Annotated in this window: 24 protein-coding genes and 1 pseudogene; 14 read left to right on the top strand and 11 right to left on the bottom strand. The window is 42.0% G+C overall.

Translation table 11 applies throughout. From position 1 onward, the window contains the following. Positions 1-8: 8 nt before the first annotated feature. From LXF01_RS14235 to asd, 4 genes are all read right to left on the bottom strand, one after another. Positions 9-971, bottom strand: coding sequence for an asparaginase domain-containing protein (locus LXF01_RS14235; RefSeq protein WP_233945487.1), 963 nt, complete (start codon positions 969-971; stop codon positions 9-11). Positions 972-1,020: 49 nt separating this feature from the next. Continuing rightward, complete coding sequence (locus LXF01_RS14230; RefSeq protein ID WP_233944601.1) at positions 1,021-2,316, bottom strand: fimbrial protein FimV; 1,296 nt, start codon at positions 2,314-2,316, stop codon at positions 1,021-1,023. A 75-nt stretch (positions 2,317-2,391) separates the two neighbouring features. Beyond that, complete coding sequence (locus tag LXF01_RS14225) at positions 2,392-3,822, bottom strand: FimV/HubP-related protein (RefSeq protein WP_233944600.1); 1,431 nt, start codon at positions 3,820-3,822, stop codon at positions 2,392-2,394. Between the two features lie 143 nt (positions 3,823-3,965). Beyond that, on the bottom strand, positions 3,966-5,084 hold the full coding sequence (gene asd, locus LXF01_RS14220) for an aspartate-semialdehyde dehydrogenase (RefSeq protein ID WP_180101434.1): 1,119 nt from the start codon (positions 5,082-5,084) through the stop codon (positions 3,966-3,968). Positions 5,085-5,269: 185 nt separating this feature from the next. On the opposite strand from asd, the gene LXF01_RS14215 reads away from it, so the two are divergent. Both LXF01_RS14215 and LXF01_RS14210 read left to right on the top strand, forming a co-directional pair. Continuing rightward, on the top strand, positions 5,270-6,397 hold the full coding sequence (locus LXF01_RS14215; protein ID WP_233944599.1) for an endonuclease/exonuclease/phosphatase family protein: 1,128 nt from the start codon (positions 5,270-5,272) through the stop codon (positions 6,395-6,397). A 371-nt stretch (positions 6,398-6,768) separates the two neighbouring features. Then, a complete protein-coding gene (locus LXF01_RS14210) occupies positions 6,769-7,074 on the top strand; it encodes a hypothetical protein (protein ID WP_233944598.1) in 306 nt (101 codons plus the stop codon). 153 nt (positions 7,075-7,227) lie between these two features. Here the strand turns inward: LXF01_RS14210 and LXF01_RS14205 are convergent, their stop codons facing one another. The 4 genes from LXF01_RS14205 to LXF01_RS14190 all read right to left on the bottom strand — a co-directional run bounded on the left by LXF01_RS14205 (position 7,228) and on the right by LXF01_RS14190 (position 12,247). Further along, complete coding sequence (locus LXF01_RS14205) at positions 7,228-8,340, bottom strand: glycosyltransferase family 4 protein (RefSeq protein ID WP_233944597.1); 1,113 nt, start codon at positions 8,338-8,340, stop codon at positions 7,228-7,230. 32 nt (positions 8,341-8,372) lie between these two features. Beyond that, the gene (gene lpxL / locus LXF01_RS14200; RefSeq protein ID WP_233944596.1) at positions 8,373-9,308 is read right to left on the bottom strand and encodes an LpxL/LpxP family Kdo(2)-lipid IV(A) lauroyl/palmitoleoyl acyltransferase; all 936 of its coding nucleotides are present in this window, start codon (positions 9,306-9,308) and stop codon (positions 8,373-8,375) included. 87 nt (positions 9,309-9,395) lie between these two features. Beyond that, on the bottom strand, positions 9,396-10,157 hold the full coding sequence (locus LXF01_RS14195) for a 3-oxoacyl-ACP reductase (RefSeq protein WP_180026612.1): 762 nt from the start codon (positions 10,155-10,157) through the stop codon (positions 9,396-9,398). A 185-nt stretch (positions 10,158-10,342) separates the two neighbouring features. Next, on the bottom strand, positions 10,343-12,247 hold the full coding sequence (locus LXF01_RS14190) for an ATP-binding cassette domain-containing protein (protein WP_180131686.1): 1,905 nt from the start codon (positions 12,245-12,247) through the stop codon (positions 10,343-10,345). Between the two features lie 34 nt (positions 12,248-12,281). Here LXF01_RS14190 and LXF01_RS14185 point away from each other — a divergent pair, with 34 nt between their 5' ends. The 6 genes from LXF01_RS14185 (at position 12,282) to LXF01_RS14160 (ending at position 18,489) form a co-directional block, all read left to right on the top strand. Next, positions 12,282-12,527, top strand: a complete 246-nt coding sequence (locus tag LXF01_RS14185) for a SlyX family protein (protein ID WP_078189840.1) — start codon at positions 12,282-12,284, stop codon at positions 12,525-12,527. 132 nt (positions 12,528-12,659) lie between these two features. Further along, a complete protein-coding gene (locus LXF01_RS14180) occupies positions 12,660-13,661 on the top strand; it encodes a hypothetical protein (RefSeq protein WP_233944595.1) in 1,002 nt (333 codons plus the stop codon). A 70-nt stretch (positions 13,662-13,731) separates the two neighbouring features. Next, entirely contained in the window at positions 13,732-14,181 is a 450-nt protein-coding gene (locus LXF01_RS14175) for an ammonium transporter (RefSeq protein WP_233944594.1), read from the top strand. Between the two features lie 38 nt (positions 14,182-14,219). Then, positions 14,220-16,862 (top strand): type I DNA topoisomerase, encoded by a 2,643-nt coding sequence (gene topA / locus LXF01_RS14170; RefSeq protein ID WP_233944593.1) that lies wholly within the window; start codon positions 14,220-14,222, stop codon positions 16,860-16,862. Positions 16,863-17,031: 169 nt separating this feature from the next. Beyond that, entirely contained in the window at positions 17,032-17,790 is a 759-nt protein-coding gene (locus tag LXF01_RS14165) for a hypothetical protein (protein ID WP_233944592.1), read from the top strand. A 126-nt stretch (positions 17,791-17,916) separates the two neighbouring features. Then, positions 17,917-18,489, top strand: coding sequence for an HdeD family acid-resistance protein (locus LXF01_RS14160; protein WP_078189701.1), 573 nt, complete (start codon positions 17,917-17,919; stop codon positions 18,487-18,489). 77 nt (positions 18,490-18,566) lie between these two features. Here the strand turns inward: LXF01_RS14160 and LXF01_RS14155 are convergent, their stop codons facing one another. After that, a complete protein-coding gene (locus LXF01_RS14155; RefSeq protein WP_180077903.1) occupies positions 18,567-19,016 on the bottom strand; it encodes a carboxymuconolactone decarboxylase family protein in 450 nt (149 codons plus the stop codon). Between the two features lie 83 nt (positions 19,017-19,099). Between LXF01_RS14155 and LXF01_RS14150 the strand changes: the two genes are divergently transcribed. Then, a complete protein-coding gene (locus LXF01_RS14150; protein ID WP_233944591.1) occupies positions 19,100-20,269 on the top strand; it encodes a glycerate kinase in 1,170 nt (389 codons plus the stop codon). A 12-nt stretch (positions 20,270-20,281) separates the two neighbouring features. On the opposite strand, the gene LXF01_RS14145 is transcribed toward LXF01_RS14150, so the two are convergent. After that, on the bottom strand, positions 20,282-21,394 hold the full coding sequence (locus tag LXF01_RS14145) for a S41 family peptidase (protein WP_180171784.1): 1,113 nt from the start codon (positions 21,392-21,394) through the stop codon (positions 20,282-20,284). Between the two features lie 251 nt (positions 21,395-21,645). Here LXF01_RS14145 and LXF01_RS14140 point away from each other — a divergent pair, with 251 nt between their 5' ends. The 5 genes and pseudogenes from LXF01_RS14140 to LXF01_RS14120 all read left to right on the top strand — a co-directional run bounded on the left by LXF01_RS14140 (position 21,646) and on the right by LXF01_RS14120 (position 25,340). Beyond that, complete coding sequence (locus tag LXF01_RS14140; protein WP_168377891.1) at positions 21,646-23,634, top strand: ATP-dependent helicase; 1,989 nt, start codon at positions 21,646-21,648, stop codon at positions 23,632-23,634. Positions 23,635-23,720: 86 nt separating this feature from the next. Further along, positions 23,721-23,972, top strand: a complete 252-nt coding sequence (locus LXF01_RS14135; RefSeq protein ID WP_078189697.1) for an RNA recognition motif domain-containing protein — start codon at positions 23,721-23,723, stop codon at positions 23,970-23,972. A gap of 42 nt (positions 23,973-24,014) precedes the next feature. Further along, positions 24,015-24,377, top strand: a pseudogene (locus LXF01_RS14130) (ASCH domain-containing protein). A gap of 75 nt (positions 24,378-24,452) precedes the next feature. Further along, positions 24,453-24,956, top strand: a complete 504-nt coding sequence (locus LXF01_RS14125; protein ID WP_180007168.1) for a DUF6586 family protein — start codon at positions 24,453-24,455, stop codon at positions 24,954-24,956. A gap of 105 nt (positions 24,957-25,061) precedes the next feature. Further along, entirely contained in the window at positions 25,062-25,340 is a 279-nt protein-coding gene (locus tag LXF01_RS14120; protein ID WP_078192732.1) for a hypothetical protein, read from the top strand. Between the two features lie 74 nt (positions 25,341-25,414). Here the strand turns inward: LXF01_RS14120 and LXF01_RS14115 are convergent, their stop codons facing one another. Beyond that, on the bottom strand, positions 25,415-25,657 hold the full coding sequence (locus LXF01_RS14115; protein WP_233944590.1) for a hypothetical protein: 243 nt from the start codon (positions 25,655-25,657) through the stop codon (positions 25,415-25,417). Positions 25,658-25,674: the final 17 nt, after the last annotated feature.

Genomic DNA, 25,674 nt, shown 5'->3' with positions numbered 1-25,674 from the left:
CAAATGACTTAATCGTTCCAATGCGCAGTCCAGTCTGCGGCACTGCCGTATTGTAAATACATTTTCAAACATTTGGCATAAAGATCTGCATGACCCAAACAATTGCTTAGTAATATTCCACTGTCTTTGACCCAGTCACTCACAGCATAGCGTTGATCTATACCGCCATGAACAACCTGTGTACTTAAAATAATTTTGCAATTTTTTTGTTGTATAGCCTTTAATACATTGAGTAACTCAGCATCAACGGCAATATTGCCTGTGCCAAAACCTTGCAAAATTAAAACATCTGGCGTGTGTGTAAGCAGGGCTGCTAAATTTTGACTGTGTAGATCAGTTGCTATCGGTTGCCACATCCAATTCAGGCAATTGAACTGAGCCGCTTTGTCTAAATCATTGACTTGAACAATATAAGGCGATGTCAGCATTGAAAGTGGTTGTGTGGCTGGCAGTCCATCAAAGGCTTTCAGATCGGTTGTATGTACTTTTAGTGCGGATTGAGCATGCATCAGTTGATGATGAAAGGCCAAATAAACCCCAACACTCGATTGGTGTACCGATTCCAATGCAAAATTTAAATTGTCGATGGCATCGGTAAATTCACGGGTGTTGTCACCAGCCACATTAAACAACGGATATTGGCTGCCTGTAAGCACGATATGAGCAGACTGCCCCATAAAGTGTGCAAGCATGGCGCTGGCATAGCTTAGCGTGTCTGTGCCATGAATAATTACGAAATGCTGAAATTGTTGTAATTGTAAACTTTGAATTTGTTGGATCAGTGCCAGCCAGTCAGGCGCCGTACAGGCACTACTGTCACGAATGACAGGTGCAACAAAACATTCAATGTTAAGGTGCAGTGGCAGCACATGCTGTAATTTAGGTAAAAACACATTCGCTGGCATGGGGCTTAAAGGTTCACCGATACAACCGAAAGTACCACCCATATAAATAAGAGCAATTTTTTTCATCATAAAAAAAGCAGCCTTGAAAGACTGCTTTAGTTTAAATCGCTTTTGTTTAAGATGCGATTTGATTCAGTAACTGATCTGCTTGTTGACGTTGAGCTGAAGAAAACTCAGCCTCTTTTTCAGTCAAAATTTCACGTGCAGCGTCATAAGCACCTAGTTTGATGTATTGCGCTGCCAATTCAAGATTCAATTCAATTTCATTGACTTCAACCAGTTCAGGGAAAGATTGAACCAATGGATCGTTTTGGTCTGTAGCAGATGGGGTTGACGGTGTTCCTAAACCGCTAATGTCAAAACTCACACCACTTGAAGCAGGGGCTGCAGGTTTAACTTCAGGCGTAGACTCTAAGTTAAACTCTGTTGCAGGAGCGACAACCGCGTCTTCGGTTTTTGCTGTTTCAAAAGCACCTAAGTCAAAGTTTAAGGTTGGAACTTCAACTTTGTTTTCTTCTACAACCGATGTTTCTGTTGTAAATGAAAAATCTAAAGGCTCGATTTTTTCTTTTACAGTTTCTGTTTTGGTTTCAGCCGCAGCTTCAGTGCTTGGGGCAAAGTCCATTGCAAAATCAATCGGTTTGATTTCTTCAACGGTAGGAGATGGCTGAGCAATCTCTTCGGTTTTCGGTGTTGCTTCAAGTGCAGGTTCTGGTGAAATTGAAAGCGTGTCAAATTCAAGCGGCTGTATGTTTTCAGCAGGAGCACTTTCAACTGGGGTAGAAATGTCTGCTTTTGCAGGCGTTTCAGTGGTGAAATTAAACTCTAGAGGCTTTTGTTCTTCAGAGATTGGTTTAGTTGGCGCTGAATTCATGAGCGCATCAAAATCTGAGGTATTGTTTGTAATTTTAGGAGTTGATGATGTAGAAGAATGATGAATCGCAATATCTTCATCAACATGTGAATTGTCAAACTCTACTTTTTTTGCTTCAGCTTGTTCTAAAATTTCATCGAGTTCAAGTGAACGAATATGGCTCAGCAATTGGCTGATGGCAAATTCGTCTTTTTGTAAAATGTGAATATCTAATAGATATAGGTATAACTCATGTTGTGAGTTGTCACGTTTTAACGATTGATTGATTTGCGCTTCAGCAGAAAAGAAATTACGTTCTGCAATTAATTTTTCAATTTTGCCACGAGCTTCTGTCGTTAATGGTGTCATTGATTTTTTTTCAATGACACTGTTTTCAACCACTTGAGTTTTCTTCGGAGTCGCTTTAGCTGAAACACCCGTTTTCTTGGTTTTAGTGGATGTTGGTTTGGCTTTATCTGATTCTTGACCTTTTTGGCGTTTGTTTAAAAAAACCAATACGATCACTAAGATCACTAATGGAATCACATAAATCAGCATGTTTTAACCCCTTGGAGATAGAGCGATATAAAGTTGCACTCATCTCTATAAAATCTTGATTGGTAACGTTTTAGTTTATTGGCTTCTTTTATCTGCTTGTTGAGCTTTCAACTGTTGTTGCAGTTGAGCAAGACGAGCATTTAATAATTGAATTCTGTGATCCTTTTGATTTAGCGCCAATTCTAATTGAGTTACGTTTCTCTGTAATTTAACGGTTTTTTCACGAGATGTCATAACTTTTAATGACAACTCTTTCGAAGTTTTATTCTTTTCTGCCGCACTGTTGGCAGAAGATTGTGCCGAATCTTGCGCTTTCTCTGCAACCAGACTCATTTCAGCTTGATTCAAACGGTATTTGGTTTTGCCTGACTGCTTCGAAGGCACTTTGGCAAGTTCTGCCGCAGAGACTTTTACAGGCTGTTTTGCTTGCTGCATACCATGCAGATTTAATGCCGCACCACGGCGCAGACGGTTTACGTCGCCCTGAATGAATGCATGTTCGTTGCTGTTTTTAATCTGTTGCATGACTTCAGAGACAGGGCGGTTTTGTTCTGTCGCAATACGTGAAGCAATCCCCCAAAGGCTTTCATTCGAGCGAACCACATATTTTGCCGCAGGTGTTGCTGTTGATGCAGCTGCAGTACTTGTTGGTTTTGGTGTAGATGCTGTTTGAGTTGTCGTTGTTGGATTTTCACGTTTTTGTGCTGCCTGCTCCGCAGCAAATTTTTGTGCCAATGGGTCTTGAGATCTTGCAGTTGATGCTGTTGCAGTTTGTGTGGCTTGCATTTCTGAACTGACAGAGCCGGTCGAATTGGTTTTTGTAACTTTCGAAATTGATGTTTCAGCACCTGATGAAGTACTTGCGCTATTTTGCTCCGCAGGTGCAACGCTATAATTTTGCACATGCGTGACAGGTTCAATCGCAACAGGCGTTGACGTTGCTAATTGTGCTAACTTCGGCGGTGTTTTGGTGCTGAGTAGTAAGGGTTGTTCTACAGCTACAGGTGCTTTTGCGGTGTAGAGGGTGCTAACAGGTAAATTTAAGGCAATTTCTTTTTCATTTACAATCACGACAGGTGTTAAAGCACGCTCATTGGCGGTTTGATTCGCATTCGATGTGGTTGGATTGCGTTTTAATGGGGTACGAATTTGTTGCAGGCGTGAAGCATTCCCTTCTTTAATATTAACAATAAAATTAAGTTCTGCATCGGTTACTGGACGCGAAGAGGTAATGGTAATTACCCCATTGCCCGCACCATCACGACGCGTAAAGAAGTTTAAATGCCCCGGTGGTTGATGCCCTGTACCCATACTCAACAAATCCTCTGCAGTGGCTAAACTTGCATTGAGCGGCACAGATGTATTTGAGTGGCGAAAATGAATCTCAGCGTACAGCAATTCCCCGGGTGCTGACTGGACTTGTACAGGATCAATGCTGATCGCTTGAATGTTTTGAGATGCAATAACGGCTAAAATGGCGATCTTTAATTTGTTATATACGGTCATCTTAATCTTTAGCTCGAATATATGTCGCATGGCGAAAATTATAGATTAGCGAGTTGTCAAAGAATTGTAAAATATTTACACGACAGTTACATAAAAAAGCCGATCAATTGTGATCGGCTTCCTGTTCAGAGACTTAAAAATGCTTAAGCATTTTTATAATCAATGAGAATTCTTAGCATACGACGTAAAGGTTCAGCAGCACCCCAAAGCAATTGGTCACCTACAGTGAATGCACCTAGGTATTCTTTACCCATGTTGAGCTTACGGAGACGACCAACTGGAACAGACAAGGTGCCAGTTACAGCAACAGGAGTCAAATCAGTCATTGACGCTTCACGGGTATTTGGAACCACTTTAGACCAATCGTTGGCACTTGCGATGATATCTTCGATTTCATCCAGTGGAACATCTTTACGAAGTTTTAAAGTCAATGCTTGTGAGTGACAACGCATTGCACCGATACGGACACAGTGACCATCAATAGGCACGATTTGCTGGTTGCCTAAGATCTTGTTGGTTTCAACTTGACCTTTCCATTCTTCTTTCGACTGACCGCTTTCAAGCTGTTTGTCGATATAAGGAATGAGAGAACCTGCTAAAGGCACACCGAAGTTAGCAGATGGGAAACCTTCACCGCGTTGTAGGGCTGCAATTTTAGAGTCGATATCTAGAATTGGAGAACGTGGGTCATCTAGCAAATCTTTGGTATTGTTGTACAAGTAGCCCATACCTGAAATCAGTTCACGCATGTTTTGCGCGCCTGCACCAGATGCCGCTTGATATGTCATTGAGGTTGCCCATTCCACTAAATTATTTTGGAATAGACCGCCTAAACCCATTAACATTAATGAAACGGTACAGTTACCGCCCACGAAGGTTTTTGTACCTTTCACTAAGCCGTCTTTGATTACGTTCATGTTTACTGGGTCAAGTACGATGATCGCTTCATCATCCATACGTAAAGTCGATGCAGCATCGATCCAGTAACCATTCCAGTTTTCAGCTTTAAGCTTAGGGAAAACTTCAGTCGTATAATCGCCACCTTGGCAGGTGATAATGACATCCATTTGCTTCAGACTATCAATGTCCGTTGCATCCATAAGTGCTGGGGCAGTCTTACCACCAAACGCAGGGGCTTCACCACCTGCATTACTGGTAGAAAAGTAAAACGGTTCGAAATGAGCGAAATCGTTTTCTTCAACCATACGTTGCATAAGGACGGAACCAACCATCCCGCGCCAACCGACCAGACCTACTTTCATGTCACTTTGCCTCGGTGCGTTAAAAAAATAAAAAGGGGGTTCGAGTGTACCAAAAGGGCGCATAACTGCAAGCGCTACATAATGAAAACACCAATAATATTGTGCAATATATCTTGTTTATGTTACATGCAAAACTGATATAAATTTATGAATCAATAAAAAATAAAGAATATAAGGGAGGCGTAATGATTTGGATTGAAATACTGGCTGGCTTCGTCATTTGGTTGACATTTTGGTCACTCATACCACGAGATGAATGGTGGTTTCGTGGTGCAGATTTTCCGCGTCTGCAAATCTTGGCTTTGGGCATATTTGCCTTCATAGGCTTAATTTTATGGAATGCCGAATGGGACTTGGCACGTGAAATCATTTTAATTGGGTTGATTGCTGCCTTGGCATATCAATTAAAAATGGTTTTGCCTTATACCTTTCTTTGGAAAAAACAAGTCAAAAAAGTTCGTTCAGACCAGTTAGACAAACAGAAACAAATTTCAATCATTGTCTCAAATGTACTTACGCCGAATACTCAATATCACTTATTATTGGCACAAATACAAAAGCATCAACCTGACTTAGTACTCACGCTAGAAACCGATCAAACTTGGCAAAATGAATTGGCAGTGATTGAAGCTGATTATCCTTATCGCGTACCCGTACCTTTGGATAATTTGTATGGGATGCATTTGTATAGCAAGTTAGAACTTAGTGAAACTGAAGTCAAATTTATTCTCAGTGATGAAATTCCTTCGATCCATACCCGAGTCACCTTAGCATCAGGAAATCAGGTTCAACTGTATTGTTTACATCCCAAACCGCCAAGTCCAACAGAAGCCAAAGATTCAACTTTACGCGATGCAGAATTGCTGATTGTGGGCGATCAGATTAAAGATTTAGATGAAAGTTGCATCGTTATGGGGGACCTGAATGATGTGGCATGGTCACGTACTACACGACTCTTTCAACGAATCAGTGGGCTTTTAGACCCGCGTGTTGGACGTCATTTCGTAAATACCTTTCATGCCAATTATCCACTGCTGCGTTGGTCGCTCGACCATATTTTTCATAGTACAGATTTTGCATTGGTACATATGGAACGCTTGCCCAATATCGGTTCAGACCATTTTCCAGTCTATGTGGTGCTGCAAACAGGCAGGGTATTTGAGCAAATCCAAGAAGAATTAGAGCAAACAGATGAAGATGAACAAGAAGCGCAAGAGGCAATTCAGGAGGGTATAGAAAAAGCTGAGGAAGAGGAGAAGATTGTGACTGATGAAATCGCCCGTGATTATAAGGATGGTACGAAGGCACCTTGATTTTGTTTGATTTAAGAGAAAAGTGTAAGAAATAGCTTACACAGCTTTCGGCTTCTGACGAATGGTCAGGTCAAGTGTATTGACTTATTCTTTGTTCATCGGCACATGGAACTGGGAACGGAACATCCCACTAAGGAAGACGAAGCCGATGGAAGCATCACGGAACGGATGTAGGAAAGGAAAGCCAATAAAAAATAAAAAGAATACTTGTGAAAGCACAACCTCATAGACCCGAGTTTTGCAGGATGCAGAACTCGGGTTTTGCTTTTGTGATATAGAATTTTTTGCTTTTCTTTTGATCAATTTCTTTATACAGTGTGCCAAGAAAAAAACGATGAATTTCCAATAAAAATATAGGTATGAGACGTTCTATGCTGTACGAATGGCACCAAAAAATATTGCAGATTACACACTTATCCACCGATGCACTTTCCATTTATCTTGGCTTAATCCTGTTCTTTTTTGTGGCCTTTTGCCATCACCGCCAATTGAAATCACCTTATGCGATTTGGACTGTTGTGGTCGTCGCAGTGGGATTGGAATTGTTTAATGCACGCCATGATATTTTAGATAGAGGCTTTTGGCGTATAGGGCAAAGTTTGAAACATATTCTAAATGTCATGTGGTTGCCGCTAATTCTTTGGTTGATGTCCCGATACCGTGTATGGAAGGGCTAAATGGAAGGATTAAATCGCCAGTTAAAAAATCCTAATAGAAAAAAAGATATTGTGAAATTCACAATATCCTTTCTAGATGCTGATCTAGGTGCTTAATTAAAAAAATTTTCCGAGCGCTATCCTGCACAGCAAAGATCTATGGTGTGTAGTCAATTAAGCTGAATGCTGAGAGACCACTTGCGTATACAACTCCAAAGTCTGATCACACATCTCTTTTAAACTAAACATGCTGATAGGCTGCACGTGTTGTGGTTGGTCTAAATGCAACTTTAAGGTTTCGAGTAATTGGGTTTCATCATCGACAGTGACTAAACCTTGCGGATAGACATTGGATAAAATTTCAGCTACCCCACCACGGTTCCAACCAATCACAGGTGTACCTACAGACAGTGCTTCGAGTACAGTCCGTCCAAAGGTTTCCGCTTGGCTCGACAAAGATAAAACCAAATCGCTAAAAGCTAACCATTCACGGATATCTGAACGATGACCGACAAAAGTAATCCGATCACTCAGCCCTTTAGCCGCAATACTGTCTTGCATTTCTTGTAAATAAGCCGCTTTTTTCGGATCAGCACCACCGACCACCACCGCATGTACGTCGGGATACTGTGTTTGTAGCTGTTCCATTAAATGGATCAGGGTTTCATGACCTTTCAAACGGGTGATACGGCCTGGTAAGCAAATCAGACGCTTATTTTCTAGTTCAGGGAAATCTTTTAGGGTTTGATTGAGCCAGTGTGCTGAGGGTTGATAGCCATGTGGAAAAGCAGCGGGGTCAATGCCACGATAAATACGCACAATGTCCTTGGTAGGACAGTTTTTGTAGTTGTCCGTGATGTATTTGACAACACTATCCGAGACCGCAATGACTTTTTCAGCCTGCGTCATGATTTGACTGTAGCGATTAATCGAATAAAAACCATGTACAGTTGAAATCAGGTGAGGTCGCTTGTTAGCTGGAATCCCTTTGAGGGCAAAATGCGTGAGCCACGCGGGGACACGTGAGCGCACATGCACGATATCTGGTTGATGTTGCTCAATCAGTTTACGTAGAGGACGAATTTGCCATAAGCTTGATAAGGCTTTTTTATGGATTGCGAGCGTGAGGTGAGTTGAACCTTCAGCTTCCAATTGAGTTACCATGCGACCACCATTTGAAACCACTAAGGACTCATGACCGGCGGTCACTAAAGCACGAGCTATTTCTAAGGTTCCTCGCTCGACACCACCACTGTTCAATTCAGGTAAAAGCTGCATTACTTTCATAGCATTTCTCTTTTTTATGTGCTGAGTTGAACTCAATAGATTTTGTCATAGCCTTGTGGGCGGGTTTTAAAGCGGCGATGGAACCACATGTATTGTGTCGGTGCGATTCGTAGCTGATTTTCAATAATTTTATTGGTTCGAACAGCATCCGAAACTTCATCTTCACTCGGAAAATTATCCAAAGCAGGTTCAATCAGCACATGATATTGAGGGTTGCTGATGTCGCCATCGCGATAAAAATACAACGGGATCGCCACGGCTTTAGCAATTTTTAATAAGCGACGATGTGCAGTAACAGTGGCTGCGGGAGTACCAAAAAACGGTGCCATGACCCCTTGTTTTAAACCAAAGTCCTGATCAGGACTGTACCAAATGGCATGGCCATTTTTCAGATTACGAATTAAGCCACGCATATCATCATGGTCGATTTGGTTGGCATAGATGGTGGCACGGCAACGCACAATCAACATATCCAACAGCGGATTATTTTGCGGACGATAAACCACATCCGGCTCAAAGAACTGTGCGCATAAATAGCCACCAGCATCGAGCAGGGTAGAATGTGTGCCGAGGAGCAATATACCTTTGCCTTCAGTTTGTGCATTTTGAATATGTTCTAAGCCTTCGATTTGCACCCGATTTTTGAACCATTGCGGGCTGTACCATGCATTTAAGGTTTCAAAAATACCAATCATTTGGTCGATAAAAACCTGTCTTGCATTAGCTTCAATCTGTTCTGCCGTCCATTCAGGAAAGCAAACTTCCATGTTGCGAATCGTGGTTTTACGACGTGACTTAAGATTGTTAAATGCAACAGAACCGAGGAATTGCCCAAGTCGATACTGAACTGCCCATGGAAGAATCGCCAAAATCATAAGAAATACAATCCCTATCCATATTCCCCAATACTGAGGAAGTAAGAAAGACCATTGGAATTTTCCGGGTTGATATGTTGGCTTTTGACTCATAGGGCTAAATCAAAGATTAAAAAATAGGGTTCAGTTTAGCATGAAGCTGAATTGAAAGAGAAAGTTCAACCTCATGCTGCGCTAGCCTTAACCTTTGACTAAACCGCCATCGACAATCAAATTCTGCCCTGTGACCGCACGTGAGTAAGGGGACAAGAACATCATGATGGCTGCAGCAAATTCTTCAGGCGTGGTCACTGTGCGTAAAGGTGTCGATGCCGCAATTAAATCAAACACGGCATCGGGTGTGGCTTTACTGGCATCGGTGCTTTGTAATAAGCCGCCTGAAAGCATATTGACGTTAATCCCAAACTCACCTAGCTCATGCGCCGCTGTGCGAGTGAAGGCCAAAAGTGCCGCTTTTGCTGCAGTGTAGTCGTGGTAAGGCACGACGGGGTTTTGTACTAGGTTGGTACCAATATTGACAATGCGACCAAAACCCTGTGCTTTCATATTGGGAAGCGCCGCTTGAGTGGTGTTGAGAGCAGCAACGACTGCTCCATCAAATTGTTGCTGTAAGTGCTGTGCGGTCAGTTCTTCCATTTTAGGACGGGCATCGCCATTAAATTGAAAATGGATGAGGGCATTATTCACGACAGAGGTGATCGTGGTACCAAAATGTGCTTCTGCTGCGGCAAAAAGCTGTTCTACTTGAGCTTTATCTGTGACATCTGCTTGATAGGCAAACACTTGCTGAGGAAATGCGGTCGCCAACTGTTCTGCCGCAGTTTGACTGGATAGATAGTTCACGACCACGCGTGCGCCTTCAGCTATTAAAGTTTGGCTAATTGCCAAACCGAGGCCACGTGCGCCTCCTGTAACCAAGACAATTTGATCTGAAATTTGCATGCTCGTGACTCAATCTAATGTTGAGTGTCACCATAGCAAGCTTTTCGCATTAGCGGAATCATCTTTACAGACGCTGTATGCTCCAATTTGAAACTGAGTTATCCGATCTAATAATTCAGCCGAGTCATATGACAAAAAAAAGCCGTATCGAAATACGGCTTTTTCTGTGTGGAATATTTGTAGATTTAGCCTTTAGCGAGCGTTTCTAGCTCATCTAAACGTTCCATTTTTTCCAACATTTCGTCATCAATTTCAGCAAGACGCTGTGATGCTTTGGTGGCAGCATCGGCGTCAGTCATAAACCAAGAACCGTCGGCTAATTTTTCAGACAATTCAGCTTGCTCTTGTTCCAATGCTTCAATTTCAGTCGGCAGTTGTTCTAAAGCACGTTGGTCTTTATAGCTGAGCTTGACTTTTTTAGGCACGGCAGCGGCAGCCGCTGCTTCGGCTTTAGCCATGGCTTTTTTCACATCGCTTTTTTGATCCACGACAGTTTGGTCAGGACGCTGTTCCAAATAGTCTTGGTAACCTCCGATGTATTCATCGATTTGACCTTTACCATCAAATACCCAAGTCGAAGTCACCACGTTGTCCATAAAGGCACGGTCATGCGAAATCAGTAACAGTGTGCCTTTGTAAGCGCTGAGCATTTCTTCCAACAGTTCAAGCGTCACCATATCCAAGTCGTTGGTCGGTTCGTCCATCACGATAAGGTTCGATGGTTTTAGTAGAAGCTTAGCCAACAGAATACGGTTACGCTCACCACCAGACAGTGCTTTAACCGGTGTACGTGCGCGTTCTGGAGAGAATAAGAAGTCTTGTAAATAACTGTAGATGTGACGACGGCTACCATTGACATCGACATGGTCTGAGCCTTCAGAGACGTTATCTTTCACTGATTTTTCAAGATCAAGTGCATTTCGAAGCTGATCAAAGTAAGCAACTTCAAGTTGTGTACCTGTTTTCACAGTACCAGTATGTTCTTGCTCACCCAAAATAGCTTTGATGAGAGTGGTTTTACCTACACCGTTGTCACCGACTAAGCCGATACGGTCACCACGTAATACCAGTGCCGAGAAATCTTTGATGATTGGTGAGCTGTTGCCAAATTGTACAGCTAAGTTTTCAATTTCAAAGACCACTTTACCTGAGCGCTGCGCATCTTGCGTTGCCATGCTCACTTTACCTTGTTGTGAACGGCGTGCTTTAGACTCTTCACGCAATGCTTTTAGGGCACGAACACGACCTTCGTTACGGGTACGACGCGCTTTAATGCCCTGACGAATCCACACTTCTTCTTCAGCGAGTTTTTTATCGAATAGCGCATTTTGCTTTTCTTCCGCTTCCATTTGCTGAGCTTTGAGTTCGAGGTAACGTGAATAGTTACCTTCATAGCTACGCAAAATACCGCGGTCAAGTTCCACAATACGGGTTGCGATGCTGTCGACAAATGAACGGTCATGCGAAATAAACAACAGGGTTAAGTTGTTTTGATCAAGCAGGAATTTTTCGAGCCATTCAATACTTTCAACGTCCAAATGGTTAGTTGGTTCGTCGAGTAGCAATACATCGGGCTGCGTTAAGAGAGCACGTGCCAATAGAACACGACGCTTACGACCACCAGACAAATCTGCAAGGTCAGCTTCTGGGTCTAGGCCCATTTTACTGAGGATAGCATTCACCTTGGTTTCAAGTGACCAGCCATCCATTTGATCCATCTGATGTTGTAGGTTACCCATGCGCTCACAGGCGTCCATATCACCAAGTACGCAGGCTTCGCTGGCTTCATGATAAGCACGTAATACAGTTGCAGCTTCACCTGCACCATCGGCAACAATATCAGCAACTTTGCCCGAATCCATGGGTACATCTTGAGCAAGCATTGAAATCGTAATGCCGTTTTGCAATGAAACTTCACCGCCATCTGGCAATAAAGTTCCCTCAATCAGTTTAAGTAAAGTAGACTTACCTTCACCATTACGACCGATTAGACACACTCGCTCGCCACGTTCTAAACTGAAGTTCGCGCCGTCGAGTAGGGAAGGTCCGCCAAATGCAAGCTGGACGTCCCTTAAAGTAATATAGGCCATAATGTTTCCTGAAATCTTATATGAGGAGTGTAAATTGACTACACAACAAAATCTTGATGAACAGGCGTCATTTTCCGCACCCATTGAAGATTTGCAAGTCCGAATTGCATTTTTAGATGATTTAGTTGACCAACTGAATGATCAAGTTGCGCGTCAAAACGCCGAAATCGCTGATTTAAAGAAACAAATGCAGATGTTGTATCGTCGTATTGAATCGGCAGATTTATCTGAAGGTATTGCGGCATTTGACCCAATGACCAACCGCCCACCGCATTATTAATGTCACTATTGAATGACAGGCAGATGACGAATCAGGGCCAAAGCTGTGGATTGGTGTAAATTTATTTGACCTTTTGCAGTGTGACAGGTCTAATGCACCGCATCTGCTGATCGAAACCCATTATTTCATCTCATGAGTCAAAAAGTTGTCCTGCTAGATTTGGAAAATAACCCGCCCACAGCAAATCTATTGCGCAATATCATTGAACATTACAGTACTTTGTATGTGTTTAGCTGCAGTGGAAAATTTGAATATGCACTTGAAGATTTAACTGAAATTGCAGGGTGGATCGCGAGTGGTCAATTGGTGGTTTTGGATATTCCAGAAACGCCGCAAAAAGAATTTGAATATGCGGTGATTGTGGGGCAACTGATGGCCTTGATGGATCCAGATGCGCATATTGAAGTGATTTCAGCGATGCCGGATATTGGCTTATTGATAGAACAATTGGACGGCTCTGGACTCAGCGCACATCTCATTCAAATTCAGTCAGAACAAGAAGTTTCACATAAAGTGAAGTATAAAATTCCTGACCTAGAAACCATTCGGAATAAACCTGATTTATTACTGATTAAACACTATTGTGATGGTCTGGAAAAACTCAGTGGCAAGCCCAACAGTTTGGATAAACTGAAAAATTCGCTGATGAATATTTTGCAAGTCTCTAGCGAAAAAGCTCAGCATTTGGTCGGTATGTTGATCAATCTAAAAATCGTCAAACGCTTTGATGAGCAAATTTCGATTCGAAAAAAAGTACTCAAACAATGGGTGCAGCTAGATTTAAATGCGACGGCTGAAACAGCATTGCCGATAAAAACAGACCTGAATGCATTTACTGCTTCACTCGAAGAACAAACCTCAAATACTGATGATACGGCGTCGATGATTCAGGCTGCACAGCAAGGCTTATTTAAAAATTTCAATAAGATTGATCCTGTGCAAATGGAAGTGATCCGAAAATTGCATGAATTAAAGTCAAATAAACCAAAAGATATCTATGCCTTACGTGATTTATTGGAGCAAATGTTCCCACAATCTGACGTTCGATTATTACTTAAAGAGTTGATCGAAAAAGGATATATCTACTGGAATGGTCACGAAGTGCTGTATAGCCACGAGATGTTCCTGAATTAATTTTATCGAGTGAACTTGCGTTTTATATTGCGCTTATGCAACTCTAATAAAGGAATATAAAGGTTGTGCTATGGAAAATACTGGAATCTGGGTTACCGTTTTTATTGTGGTCTTTGTACTTGGGTCGATTTTTGGACTTCGAGTAAATCCTAGAGAAAAAGCTCTGGGCATTATGCGTGAGAAGGCGCGTAAGATGGGGCTGCACCCACGTTTAGTGGCTGCACCTGCTTGGACCAAGATTCCAATGGCATCTGAAAAACGTGCCAGTATGGTGGCGTATTACAGTGTGCTGATTCCAGATGCGCGTTTGCCTTTAATGCGTGCTTTAGTAGTCGATGACAAACTTGAACTGGTGCATGGTGATGACAAGTTCAAGGATTTAGCCATTACATTAAAGGGCATTTATGCTATTGATATGCAGGCAAACTGTGTAGGACTCTTTTGGAACGAAGAATCTGACTTAAGAGCCACACAGCTTGATGATATGAAAGCATTTTTACATTCATTGGCTGAACTTTAAATTTTAAAAAACCTATTAAACAGGAATGATGGTTAACTATGGCGAACGCTCCTCGGTCCACATCTAAAAGTACCACAGCAAAATCTGCCGATGCTGGGAAAAAGCGTGCGTTAGTGATTGTGGAATCGCCTGCAAAAGCGAAAACAATCAATAAATATTTGGGCTCTGATTACATCGTGAAATCATCGGTGGGTCATGTCCGTGATTTACCTACAGGCGGCTCGAGTAAAACAGCAGAGAAAAAGCCAGTAACTCGTGCAAAATTAACTGAAGCTGAAAAAGCCAAAAAAGCACAAAAAGCTTTGGTTAATCGTATGGGTGTAGACCCTGAAAATGACTGGAAGGCACAGTACGAAGTCCTACCGGGTAAAGAACATGTTGTTGCGGAACTGAAAAAGCTTGCATCGCAAGTTGACGAGGTCTATCTCGCAACGGATATGGATAGGGAAGGAGAAGCAATTGCTTGGCATTTAAAAGAAGTGATTGGCGGTGACGACTCACGTTATCAACGTGTGGTGTTCAACGAAATTACCAAAAATGCCATCCAAGAAGCGTTTAAACATCCTTCTCGCCTCGATACAGATAAAGTCAATGCTCAGCAAGCCCGTCGTTTCCTCGACCGTATTGTGGGCTTTATGATCTCGCCACTCTTATGGGAAAAAATCGCCCGTGGTTTATCGGCAGGTCGTGTGCAATCTGTGGCTGTTAAACTTGTGGTTGAGCGTGAACGTGAAATTCGTGCCTTCGTTCCAGAAGAATTTTGGCAAGTTTTTGCAGATACCAAGTCGAAGAAAGACGACATCCGCTTAGAAGCGGTGAAGCAAAATGGCAAGACTTTAAAACTGCACAATAAAGCTGAAACGGATGCTTTACTGAACCTGATTAAAGATGCCGACTACACAGTTTCAGCACGTGAAGACAAACCAACCAAGGTTAATCCAAGTGCGCCTTACATCACGTCTACACTGCAACAAGCAGCAAGTACACGTTTAGGTTTTTCTGTGAAAAAAACCATGATGTTGGCACAGCGCCTATATGAAGCCGGCTTTATTACTTACATGCGTACAGACTCCACATTCTTGAGTGATGACGCTGTGAATATGGTTCGTGGTCATATTGAAACTGAGTTTGGTGAAAAATATTTACCGGCAAAACCAAACCGTTATGGTAATAAAGCTGGTGCGCAAGAAGCCCATGAAGCGATTCGTCCATCAAATGTAGCGCTAAAAGGCGATAGTTTGGTGGGTGTAGAGCGTGATGCGCAGCGTCTTTATGACCTGATCTGGCGTCAGTTCGTTGCATGTCAAATGACCCCTGCAGAATATTTATCATCAACGATTTTAGTCAATGCCAATGGCGTCGAACTCAAAGCCAAAGGCCGTACACTGGTCTTTGATGGTTTCACTAAAGTGCGTGGCCAAAACAAATCGGATGATGATGTACTGCTACCTGCTGTAAAAGTTGGGGAAGTACTCAAGCTTGAAAAATTAGATCCATCGCAACACTTTACTAAACCACCTGCGCGCTTCACTGAAGCATCATTGGTCAAAGAGCTTGAGAAAAAAGGGATTGGTCGTCCATCGACGTATGCTGCGATTATCTCAACCATTCAAGACCGTGGTTATGTGAAGCTCGATAACCGTCGTTTGTTCGCCGAGAAAATGGGTGAAATCGTGACAGACCGTCTCGATGAAAACTTTAATAACTTGATGAACTATGCATTTACGGCAGACCTTGAAGGCCAGCTGGATAAAGTCGCCGATGGTGATCGTAACTGGAAAGAGTTACTCAATAGCTTCTACGGTGATTTTAAAACACGCTTAACCACAGCTCAGGGTGAAAATGGCATGCGCCGTAATTTACCTGTAGAAGTGGATGCGGTGCACTGTAAAGAATGTGACCGTCCGATGCAGATTCGTACAGGGACTACAGGCGTGTTCTTGGGTTGTTCAGGTTATAACTTACCGCCAAAAGAGCGTTGTAAGGGAACTTTAAACCTGACACCTGTAGAATCATTGGCTGCATTGTCTGACGATGACTCGGCAGAAACAGCAGATTTAATGTCGAAAAAACGTTGTCCAATCTGTGAAACAGCCATGGACAGCTATGTGATTGATGGCGGTCGTAAGTTACATATCTGTGGTAATAACCCAGACTGTGCTGGTTTTGAGCTTGAAGAAGGTGAGTTCAAAATCAAAGGTTATGATGGTCCAACCATTCCGTGCGACAAATGTGATGGCGAAATGCAATTGAAGACAGGCCGTTTCGGTCCTTATTTTGCATGTAATAGCTGTGACAATACACGTAAAGTGTTGAAGAGCGGTCAGCCTGCACCTCCACGTGTAGATCCGATTAAAATGGAGCACTTACGTTCAACCAAACATGATGACTTCTTTGTTCTTCGTGATGGCGCAGCAGGTTTATTCTTAGCTGCAAGTAAGTTCCCGAAAGTACGTGAAACTCGTGCACCGAAAGTGGCTGAACTACGTTCTGTCGCAGATCAGTTGGATGCAAAATATCAGTTCATCTTACAAGCGCCGGATGTCGATCCTGAAGGAAACCCAACATTGGTGAAATTCAGCCGTAAAAACCAAGCGCAATATATTGGTTCTGAAAATGCTGAAGGCAAGCAAACCAAATGGTCTTTGGTGTACCAAGATGGTAAGTGGGTTGAGGCTTAAGCTTTAAAATCAATAAAATGCTGACTTCGGTCGGCATTTTTTATGTCTTTTGATCAAGGATTTTTTAAAGTAAGTAATCGATTGAGCTTTTAAATTGAGCAAGACATTCTAAGGATGTTCTGTTTTAATTCTGAAAATAAATGCTAAAAATTAATTGAGATCTTGGGGAATGTGGAAAAAAATTCGGGTACTGTGTTTACTGCTGATTCTACTAGTGGTCGCAGTCAATGCCTATAAAGACAAAAACCAAGACTGGAGTAAACCGATCTTTGTATTGTTACATCCAATTAATGCCGATGGTCGAGAGAGCACTCAAGCTTATATACAGCAGCTCTCTGTCAATGATTTAAATGATGTTCAACAATATTTACAAGCGACAGCACAGAAATACCGAGGGCAACCGACTTATGTGTATTTTAAGTTAGGTCGTGAGCTGAAAGTTTTACCTCCCAAAGTACCCAATGACGCCGGTATGTTGGACGTTATCTTATGGAGTTTGAAATTCCGCTACTATGCTTGGCAGCAGCATGAAAATGTAGATGGTGTTTCGAGTGTCACGCTATTTTTAAATTATTACGATCCGACCCAAACCAAAGAACTTAAACATTCCACAGCTTTGGAAAATGGTCGAATTGGATCGGTGAATTTATTTGCATCGAGTAAACAGACAGCGCAGAATAAAATCGTTTTAGCCCATGAGTTATTACACGCTTTTGGTGCAACTGATAAATATGATTTGGCCACAGGTCAGCCAATCTTCCCTGTCGGTTATGCAGAACCCCAGCGGCAGCCTTTGTTTCCACAAAGCAAAGCTGAATTAATGGCGGGGCATATTCCTACCTCACAGACGCAAAGTAAAATGCCTGAAGATTTAGCTGATACTGTGGTGAATGACGTCACAGCGATTGAAGTAGGATGGAAAAAATAATGTGGATAAAACGTATCTTATCCACAGTTTCAATTGGTAGTGTGGATAAGATTTGGACTTTTCTTTCATTTTTCTTCATCATGAAGTTGCATAATCCATTGAATAACGAATAACTTGAGAAAAAACATGAGAACAGTAGGCAACGATTTAATTCGCAGTCAGCTCCATGAAAACCGTAAGTGGTATCTCGGTTTAGGTGCTTTATTGGTGGTCTTCGGATTGGTCCTTTTGGCAGCTTTGCCATTTGCGACACTTACGGTAATTTATATTTTTGGTGTGCTGATGATGTTAGGTGGCGTAATTCACTTCATCGCAGCATTTAAAATTTTTGAAGGCGGTTACCGCTGGTTCTGGGCACTATTTGGTGTGCTGTATTTGGTTGCAGGCTATTATGCATTTACAACGCCTGTCAAAACAGCCATTGTCCTGACCAATTTATTGGCGATTATCTTGATCATTGCAGGGGTCATTCGTATCTTTAATGCTGTGCTATTTAGAGCATTTCAAGGTTGGGGATGGACGCTATTTTCAGGTCTATTGACCTTGATTACGGGTGTGATCATTTTGATGTCGCCTGATGCGCCATTTTGGGTATTAGGATTATTCTTGGCGGTTGATATTTTATTCCAAGGGGTCAACTACCTTACTTTGGCTTCTTATATTCGACGTGAAGTGCCGAAAAGCTCAGCAGAGCAGTAAACTGCTTGCGGATCTGATAAATAAAAAAAGAGTGCTGAGGTACTCTTTTTTTATTCACTTTTAATGTGTACAACCCGTTAAGGTTTCACGCTATAGCGGCTACTAATTGCAATTCGGTTCCATGTGTTGATCACAATAGCCAGCCATTCCACGGCACTGATTTGCTCATCTGTTAAAAAGGGCAAAGCATCTTCATAAACTGCATCGGGAACTTGGCCTTCAGCAATTAACGTGATCGCTTCGATCAAGCTCAAAGCTGCACGTTCTTTTTCATCGTAGTACGCAGTTTCACGCCATGCATTGAGTAGGCTAATACGTTCAATGCTTTCACCAGTTTTCAGTGCATCGTGTGCATGCATACGAATATAGAAGGCACATTCGTTGATTTGGGATGCACGTAATTTGAGTAAATGAGCTAATCCTTCACTTAGGCCAGCTTCATTTATTTTTTGCATTGCCAGTGCATCAAGTTCTGCAACTTTTTTATATAGCTCAGGTGCAGACTGACCTAGGTTGATTCGTGACATTTCGAACCTTTCAGATGTTTTTAGATATACCTGCTATTTTAAAACCGTTATGGTTGAGGATAAATTTTATTTTGAGCATTTAGATGACCACTTTTGTTCTTGCGCCCGATTCATTTAAAGAAAGTATGAGTGCTCAACAAGCCTGTGACGCGATGCAGCGTGCAATTTTAAAGCTCATACCAGATGCAAATGTCATCGCTGTGCCAATGGCAGATGGTGGTGAGGGAACTGTAGATGCGTTACTCAGTGCTTGCGACGGCCAAAAAGTGACGATAGCGCTTACAGGTCCTTTGCCCAATCAACGTGTGACGACGTATTTCGGTTTGTTCGACGGTGGGAAAACCGCAGTGATTGAAATGGCAAAAGCCAATGGTATTCATCTTGTCGATATTGCTCAGCGAAATCCTTTACTGACGTCAACTTATGGTACGGGCGAAATGATCAAGGCTGCTCTAGACTTCGGAGTAAGTAAAATTATCATTGGCTTGGGCGGGAGTGTGACCAATGATGGCGGTGCAGGTATGGCGCAGGCCTTGGGGGCACAATTTTTAGATGAAAATGGCTTGGAAATAGCAGTTTGTGGTGGTTGTCTCGATCAAATTAACAGTCTTGATTTGACGCAGCTCGACTCACGTTTAGCGCATACAGAAATTATCATTGCCAGCGACGTCATTAATCCACTATGTGGTGAAAATGGTGCAACCCATATCTTTGGCCCGCAAAAAGGCGCAACGCAGGAGATGGTGCGTCAGTTAGATCAGAACCTCAATCATTATGCTAATGTCGTTGAAGCGACACTGGGTTGTACTTTACGTGATGTAGTAGGTGCAGGCGCTGCAGGTGGATTAGGTTTTGGGTTGATGGCTTTTGCAGGTGCATCGATGCAATCAGGTGTGGAATTGGTTATTGAACAAACTCAGTTGAAGGAAAAAATAGCACAGGCAGATTATGTGCTGACAGGTGAAGGGAAAATTGATCATCAAACCAAGTTAGGTAAAACACCATTTGGTGTGGCGCAGGTTGCAAAAAAGTTTAATAAACCCGTGATCGCCTTTGCTGGTCTAGTGGGTGAGGAAATAACAGAACTTTATGATTTAGGTTTCACACAGATTGTTGGGATTAATCCACCAGATTGTAAGTTGGAAGATGCATTAAAAAATGCCGAAACATACTTAGAAAAAAGTTGTACAGATCTCATCAATTCTATATGTAAAAGATCAGAACCTACTCCTCTTAAGATGGATCGGTTCTGAAAAGTGTTACTTCTATAAGCGATTTTCTAAATAGTGCTGTGCCAATGTGACTTCTGCATCGTACTCAGTTGGATTTTGCGGTTTAGGGAGGCGAATATTAGGTGCAATACCAATGTCGTCAATTTGCTGCCCCGTACGGCGGTGGATAAATGTGGTTGCATAATACAGTGTGAATTGTTGAGATGGCGTTTTGATGGTTCGAATATTCGATGCATCTAAAGCACCATAAGTGTTACGCCCCATGACTAAAACATTCGGATTTTGACGTGCGGTTAAAATAAACATTTCACACGAACTACCGCATTCTTCATCTGACAGAATAACAACTTTTTTGGGCGTAGCTTTGACGTCTGAATGGGCGATCACATATTTTTCCTCTTTCTGCTTCGTCATCCCAACCCAGCTATTTTTATTGCTTTCAAGTTTAGCAATCATACGATTAAATTCTACCTTGATTTCCCCATCAGGTAAGGTTTTGGCTGTTTCTTTCCATGATTGAATATTTTCTGTAGATGCATAAATTTGGGGTATTTCAAACCAATACTCAGCTGCTCCCAAAAGTGGATAAAGGGGTTGTGCTGATGTATCAAATCCGCCTGAGTTTTTGCGTAGATCAAGAATTAAATAACGTGCGTCTAACACTTGGTTTTGATTGTCTTGAATGATCTTTTCAAGTTGATCTTGAACAGACAGAGCAAAAGTTGGGATGGTAATTAAGGTTGTCTGCTCAGATAATTTTTGCGTGGTCACGAGATTGCTTGATTGTATTGTTGAACTCTCTGTGATGGCTTCTGATATGGTTTTTCGGCCTAAGCTCAGATGGCCTTTACGGATAGATTTCAGAAAGTGATTGGTGATTTCTTTACAGGCATCGACCGAATTTACTTGTGTAATTTTAGCGTTTTGCTCATTTATGACCTTTTGAATATTTTCTGGATAGTTGTCCCAGTTTTTTGCTCGAATACCCGCATCATTTTTGAGTATAAATTCAGAGCTAAAGTTAAAATCTTTTTGGCACTCACTAGGTGTCATGGGGCTAAGTTTATCTGCAGCTTGAATACTTGGACATGGAAAAAAACTACTACTCAGTACCAACAGAGAAAGCTGTGAAAATCTATTGAACATGTCATGATTCCTAGAGACGGTTATTTTCTAAAGTTATAAGCCTATGGATTTAAATAGGTCTTTGTTTTTCTAATGATATTGATTTGTAAATCTACTGATTTTTTACTGTATAAACAATGAAAATTTTAAATGAATAGTCATGGTTAAAACGGTGTGTTTCCGCGTCAAGTTGAGTCACTTTGTAGTCGTCTACGCTGTGAATTTAGGGTAGCTCTGTTAAACTACCAATTCACATAGCACGATGAGACACCATGAGTTTAGCCAACCTGATTGATGAATTAAATCCTCAACAAAAACAAGCCGCAACAACAGAAGCACAGCATAGCTTGGTTTTGGCAGGAGCAGGTTGTGGTAAAACCAAAACCATCGTGGCGCGTGCAGCTTATTTAATTGATCAAGGCGTGCCTGCCAATCAAATTCAAATTTTGACTTTTACTCGCCGTGCAGCGAGTGAAATTGTCGCTCGTGTGGAGCTGGCTCTGGGTGAGCAAGCCAAAGGGTTACGTGCATCAACCTTTCATACCTTTTGTATGTACCTCTTGCGCCGTATTCCAAAAGCCTTTGGTCTAGAACAGTTTTCGATTATTGATCGTGATGATCAACTCATGATGTTCCGCCTGATTCGTGGCCGTGATGATAAGAAAAACCCCAATCACTTGCCCAAGCCAAAAGAACTCTGTGATCTATATTCTTTTGCGCGGAATACGCGTCAAAAACTTAGCATTGCCATGGAAAAGCAAATGCCTGAGTACTTTGCGTTGAAAGATCAAATCGCGGATATCATGAAAGAATACGAAGCTCGTAAACGTGCGCGTAGTTTTCTCGATTATGACGATATCTTGGCGATTGTGGCGAAAGCCTTGGCGGAATCAGATGGACTGGTCGATTATGTCGCTTCGATTTGTCGCCACATGTTGGTTGATGAAATGCAGGATACCAATCCGCTGCAATGGGCGTTACTTGAGCCACTAAAAGAACGTGTCAGTTTGTTCTGTGTCGGCGATGATGCACAGTCGATTTACGGCTTCCGTGGTGCGGACTTTGAAAACATTCATCATTTCAAAGAGCGTGTACCAGACGCACAGATTTTCAAACTCGAAAAAAATTATCGTTCAACCCAAGAAATTTTAGACTTGTCGAATTGGTTGTTGGATGAAAGCGAAATTAAATATGACAAACGCTTAGATGCCTATCGTGGTGAAGGGATTAAGCCGAAAATGCATATTTTCCCGAATGAGTTTGATGAAGCCAAATGGATTGCCATTGATATTAAAGAGCGTCATTACCTCGAAGGCAGCAAATGGTCGGATCATATGGTGCTTGTGCGTTCAAGCTTTGCTGCTCGTCATATTGAAGCGGCCTGTATTGCCGCAAACGTGCCGTATCGCTTTATCGGCGGAATGAAATTACTTGAAACAGCCCATGTAAAAGACTTGCTCAGTGTGCTGCGTGTAGTGGCTAATCCCTTAGATGATATTGCATGGATGCGTTTTCTGACGCTCTGGAATGGTGTGGGTGATGTAGGTGCGAGTAAGTTATCGCAGCAGATTTTACTTGAGCCAGAAATGCAAGCCATTGCAACCAAGTTGGAAAAGTTTGGCAAAGTACCTGACCAAGCGATTCTGATGATGAAGCAAATGTCGGTGTTGAAAGATCAGGTCAAAGAATGTGTAAGCTTGGCTGTTCAAGCGATTTCTGAGCAGCTAGAAGAAAACTATAAAAAAGATTGGAACCGCCGTGTCGGGGATTTTGATTTGGTGAAACAACTGGCATCAAAGCATACACAGCTCAGTGAATTTCTTGAAGAGTATGTGCTCGATCCTGTGTCCATTTCTGAAATTGAACGGCAATCAGATAGTGATGTCGTGACGTTAATTACCATTCATTCGGCAAAAGGAACGGAGCAAAAAGTCTGTTATGTGGCGAATGTCACGCCAGGGCAATACCCGCATGCACGTGCCCAAGGCAATTTCGATGAAGTGGAAGAAGAGCGCCGCGTGTTATATGTGGCGCTGACACGTGCGCAAAATGAATTAATTTTGACAAAGCAAAACTTGAACCACTGGGCACGTGAAACTGTTGATGAGCAAGGCCGTAAAGTAGAAAGTTACTTTATGAATGATTTAACTCGAAATTTATGTAGTTTGGAAACACACTATAAAACCCGTCAGCAAACCGTAAAAAGTGCCTTAATCGAAAGAAAATCGATTAATTTAGATTTTGGTATCGATCTCGATTAAAATAGATTTTTGACGTGATTTACACGCAAGTTAAAAAGCAAAATAGACAAATGCTTTTTGATGATGCTGTCTATTTGGAAGATTGAATGAAAATTTTAGTACGTAACTTAGAGCGTTCAGTTACTGAAGCAGAATTGGTTGAACTGTTTAAACCATTTGGCGCAGTAGAGTCTGCTGTTGTTGTTATGGATGCAAGCACAGGTAAATCGAAAGGGTTTGGTTTTGTCGAAATGCCAAATGGTCGTGAAGCTGTAAAAGCGATTAAAGGCCTGAATACTTTGAAAGTCAAAGGTGCGGGTATTCGCGTAAAAGCGGCTGAAGATAAGCCTAAAGCATAAATTCAAAAAGGAGCGTAACGCTCCTTTTTTTATCGGTGATCTATGAAAAAATGCTACTCGGCTTTGTCGATTGTTGCGCCATCTGGTTTGAACATTGCGTGCGGTCTTAAAACGCTTGAAGTCCGCTCATGGCAGCCCGAACATTTGCCTTTAAAAGATTTAGTGATCGTGGAAAATCAACGCTACTTACATGAAAGCGGAGATGAAGATATTGGACGTGCAGTGGCGATGGTCGATGTATATGACGTTCATGCATGGACTGAAACAGAGGTAGAGCAAGCGCAGGCGACATATTGGGCAGCATAGTACTGGGCTTGGCATCTGGAAAATATCAGGATGATCCATTGGGATATGCCTGTTCCCGCCAAGCGTGACATTTATTTCATTGAATTCGATCATCCATAATATTTATTGTGAATTTCCTAAAAATCCGTTTAAGCTTGTTCCTGTAGAAAAACGCCAAAATTTAGGAAATTGTTCATGTCTCGTGTTGCTCGCTTTCATGCTGATCGTACCAATCAAAAGTTATATTTTACCCGTCTTGCATGTCAGCAAGCCGAGCAGACTGATCATGTTCAACAAGCTCAGGCTTATCGCGAAGCAGCAGTTTTTCATTTGCATGGTGCAGTACTTGCGTTTTTACAAGAGTTGGTGCGTTACTATCGTTTAAATGAGCCTGCGCCCACGTTAAAGTCGATTGAAACGCTGATGGCTGAAAAAGGTCAGGTATCACCTGAAGTGACTGTTATGCAGCAATTGGCAAAGCAGGGCTTTATTGCAGAGCTGAAACGCGCACATCGTATGTGTCAATATGCACCTGAACCGTCTGCACCAGAGCCAGAAGATGAAACGTCTTCAAATTTAATTATTAAAGTTACCCAAACACCGCAAGCATGGTTGCCAGATACCGCTATTTTGCGTGAATGGCATCGTGATCTAACTCAATTAATTGATGGATTTCGTAACGAGATGGTGGAGTTCTAATCGGACTATTGCTACTTGAAATAAATTTATTTAACCCGATATAAGATTATCTAAGTAATACAAAGTGCAGATGCCTTTATCACCATGTTGCGCATGGAGGGATATATGTCTATAGAACAGTTGAAAGAACTCTTTGGGAACCAGGAAGCAATTTTAGAGCTGGTTCAATTGGAAGGTGGTGAGTTGGCATTGCGTAATGCAGGCTCAGAAAAAGAGCCTTTGGTGACTATCCAATTCAATGAAGAATTACGCAATATTTTGGGCGATCAAATGAGTGTGATCGCTCAGCAAATGATTCAGGCTGCATTGTTTGGTTTGTTAGAAAAACAAGTGGATGAATGGCATGCCGAAGTGGTCGATGAAAAGCCTAAATATATGAGCTAATCATATAGGCACTGATTTTTAGATCATGATGAAAACGCACCTTTCGGTGCGTTTTTTTATACCCAAAATGGCACTTAGACTGTGCCCAGTTCAGTAGGTGAGATCAGTATCGAACCTAAAAATACAATAAAGACCCCGATGAGCTGTAAGAAAAAAGGATTTTTGGCATCTTGCCAATACAGAATCAGAAAGACGATGGAAATGGGATAAAACAATAGACAGCCCAGTCCCCATAAAATACTGGTTTTAAATGCAGCGATGAGAAAGCCCAGACCGCCAATTAAAATAATGGCAAAGCCTAAATAGAGAATGAACATGTTTATCTCGTATCTTG

The sequence above is a fragment of the Acinetobacter sp. SH20PTE14 genome (genome assembly GCF_021391555.1).
In the GTDB taxonomy this organism is placed as follows: domain Bacteria; phylum Pseudomonadota; class Gammaproteobacteria; order Pseudomonadales; family Moraxellaceae; genus Acinetobacter; species Acinetobacter amyesii.
The sequence above is the reverse complement of the archived record's forward strand: the minus strand, read 5'-3'. Positions and strand labels throughout refer to the sequence as shown.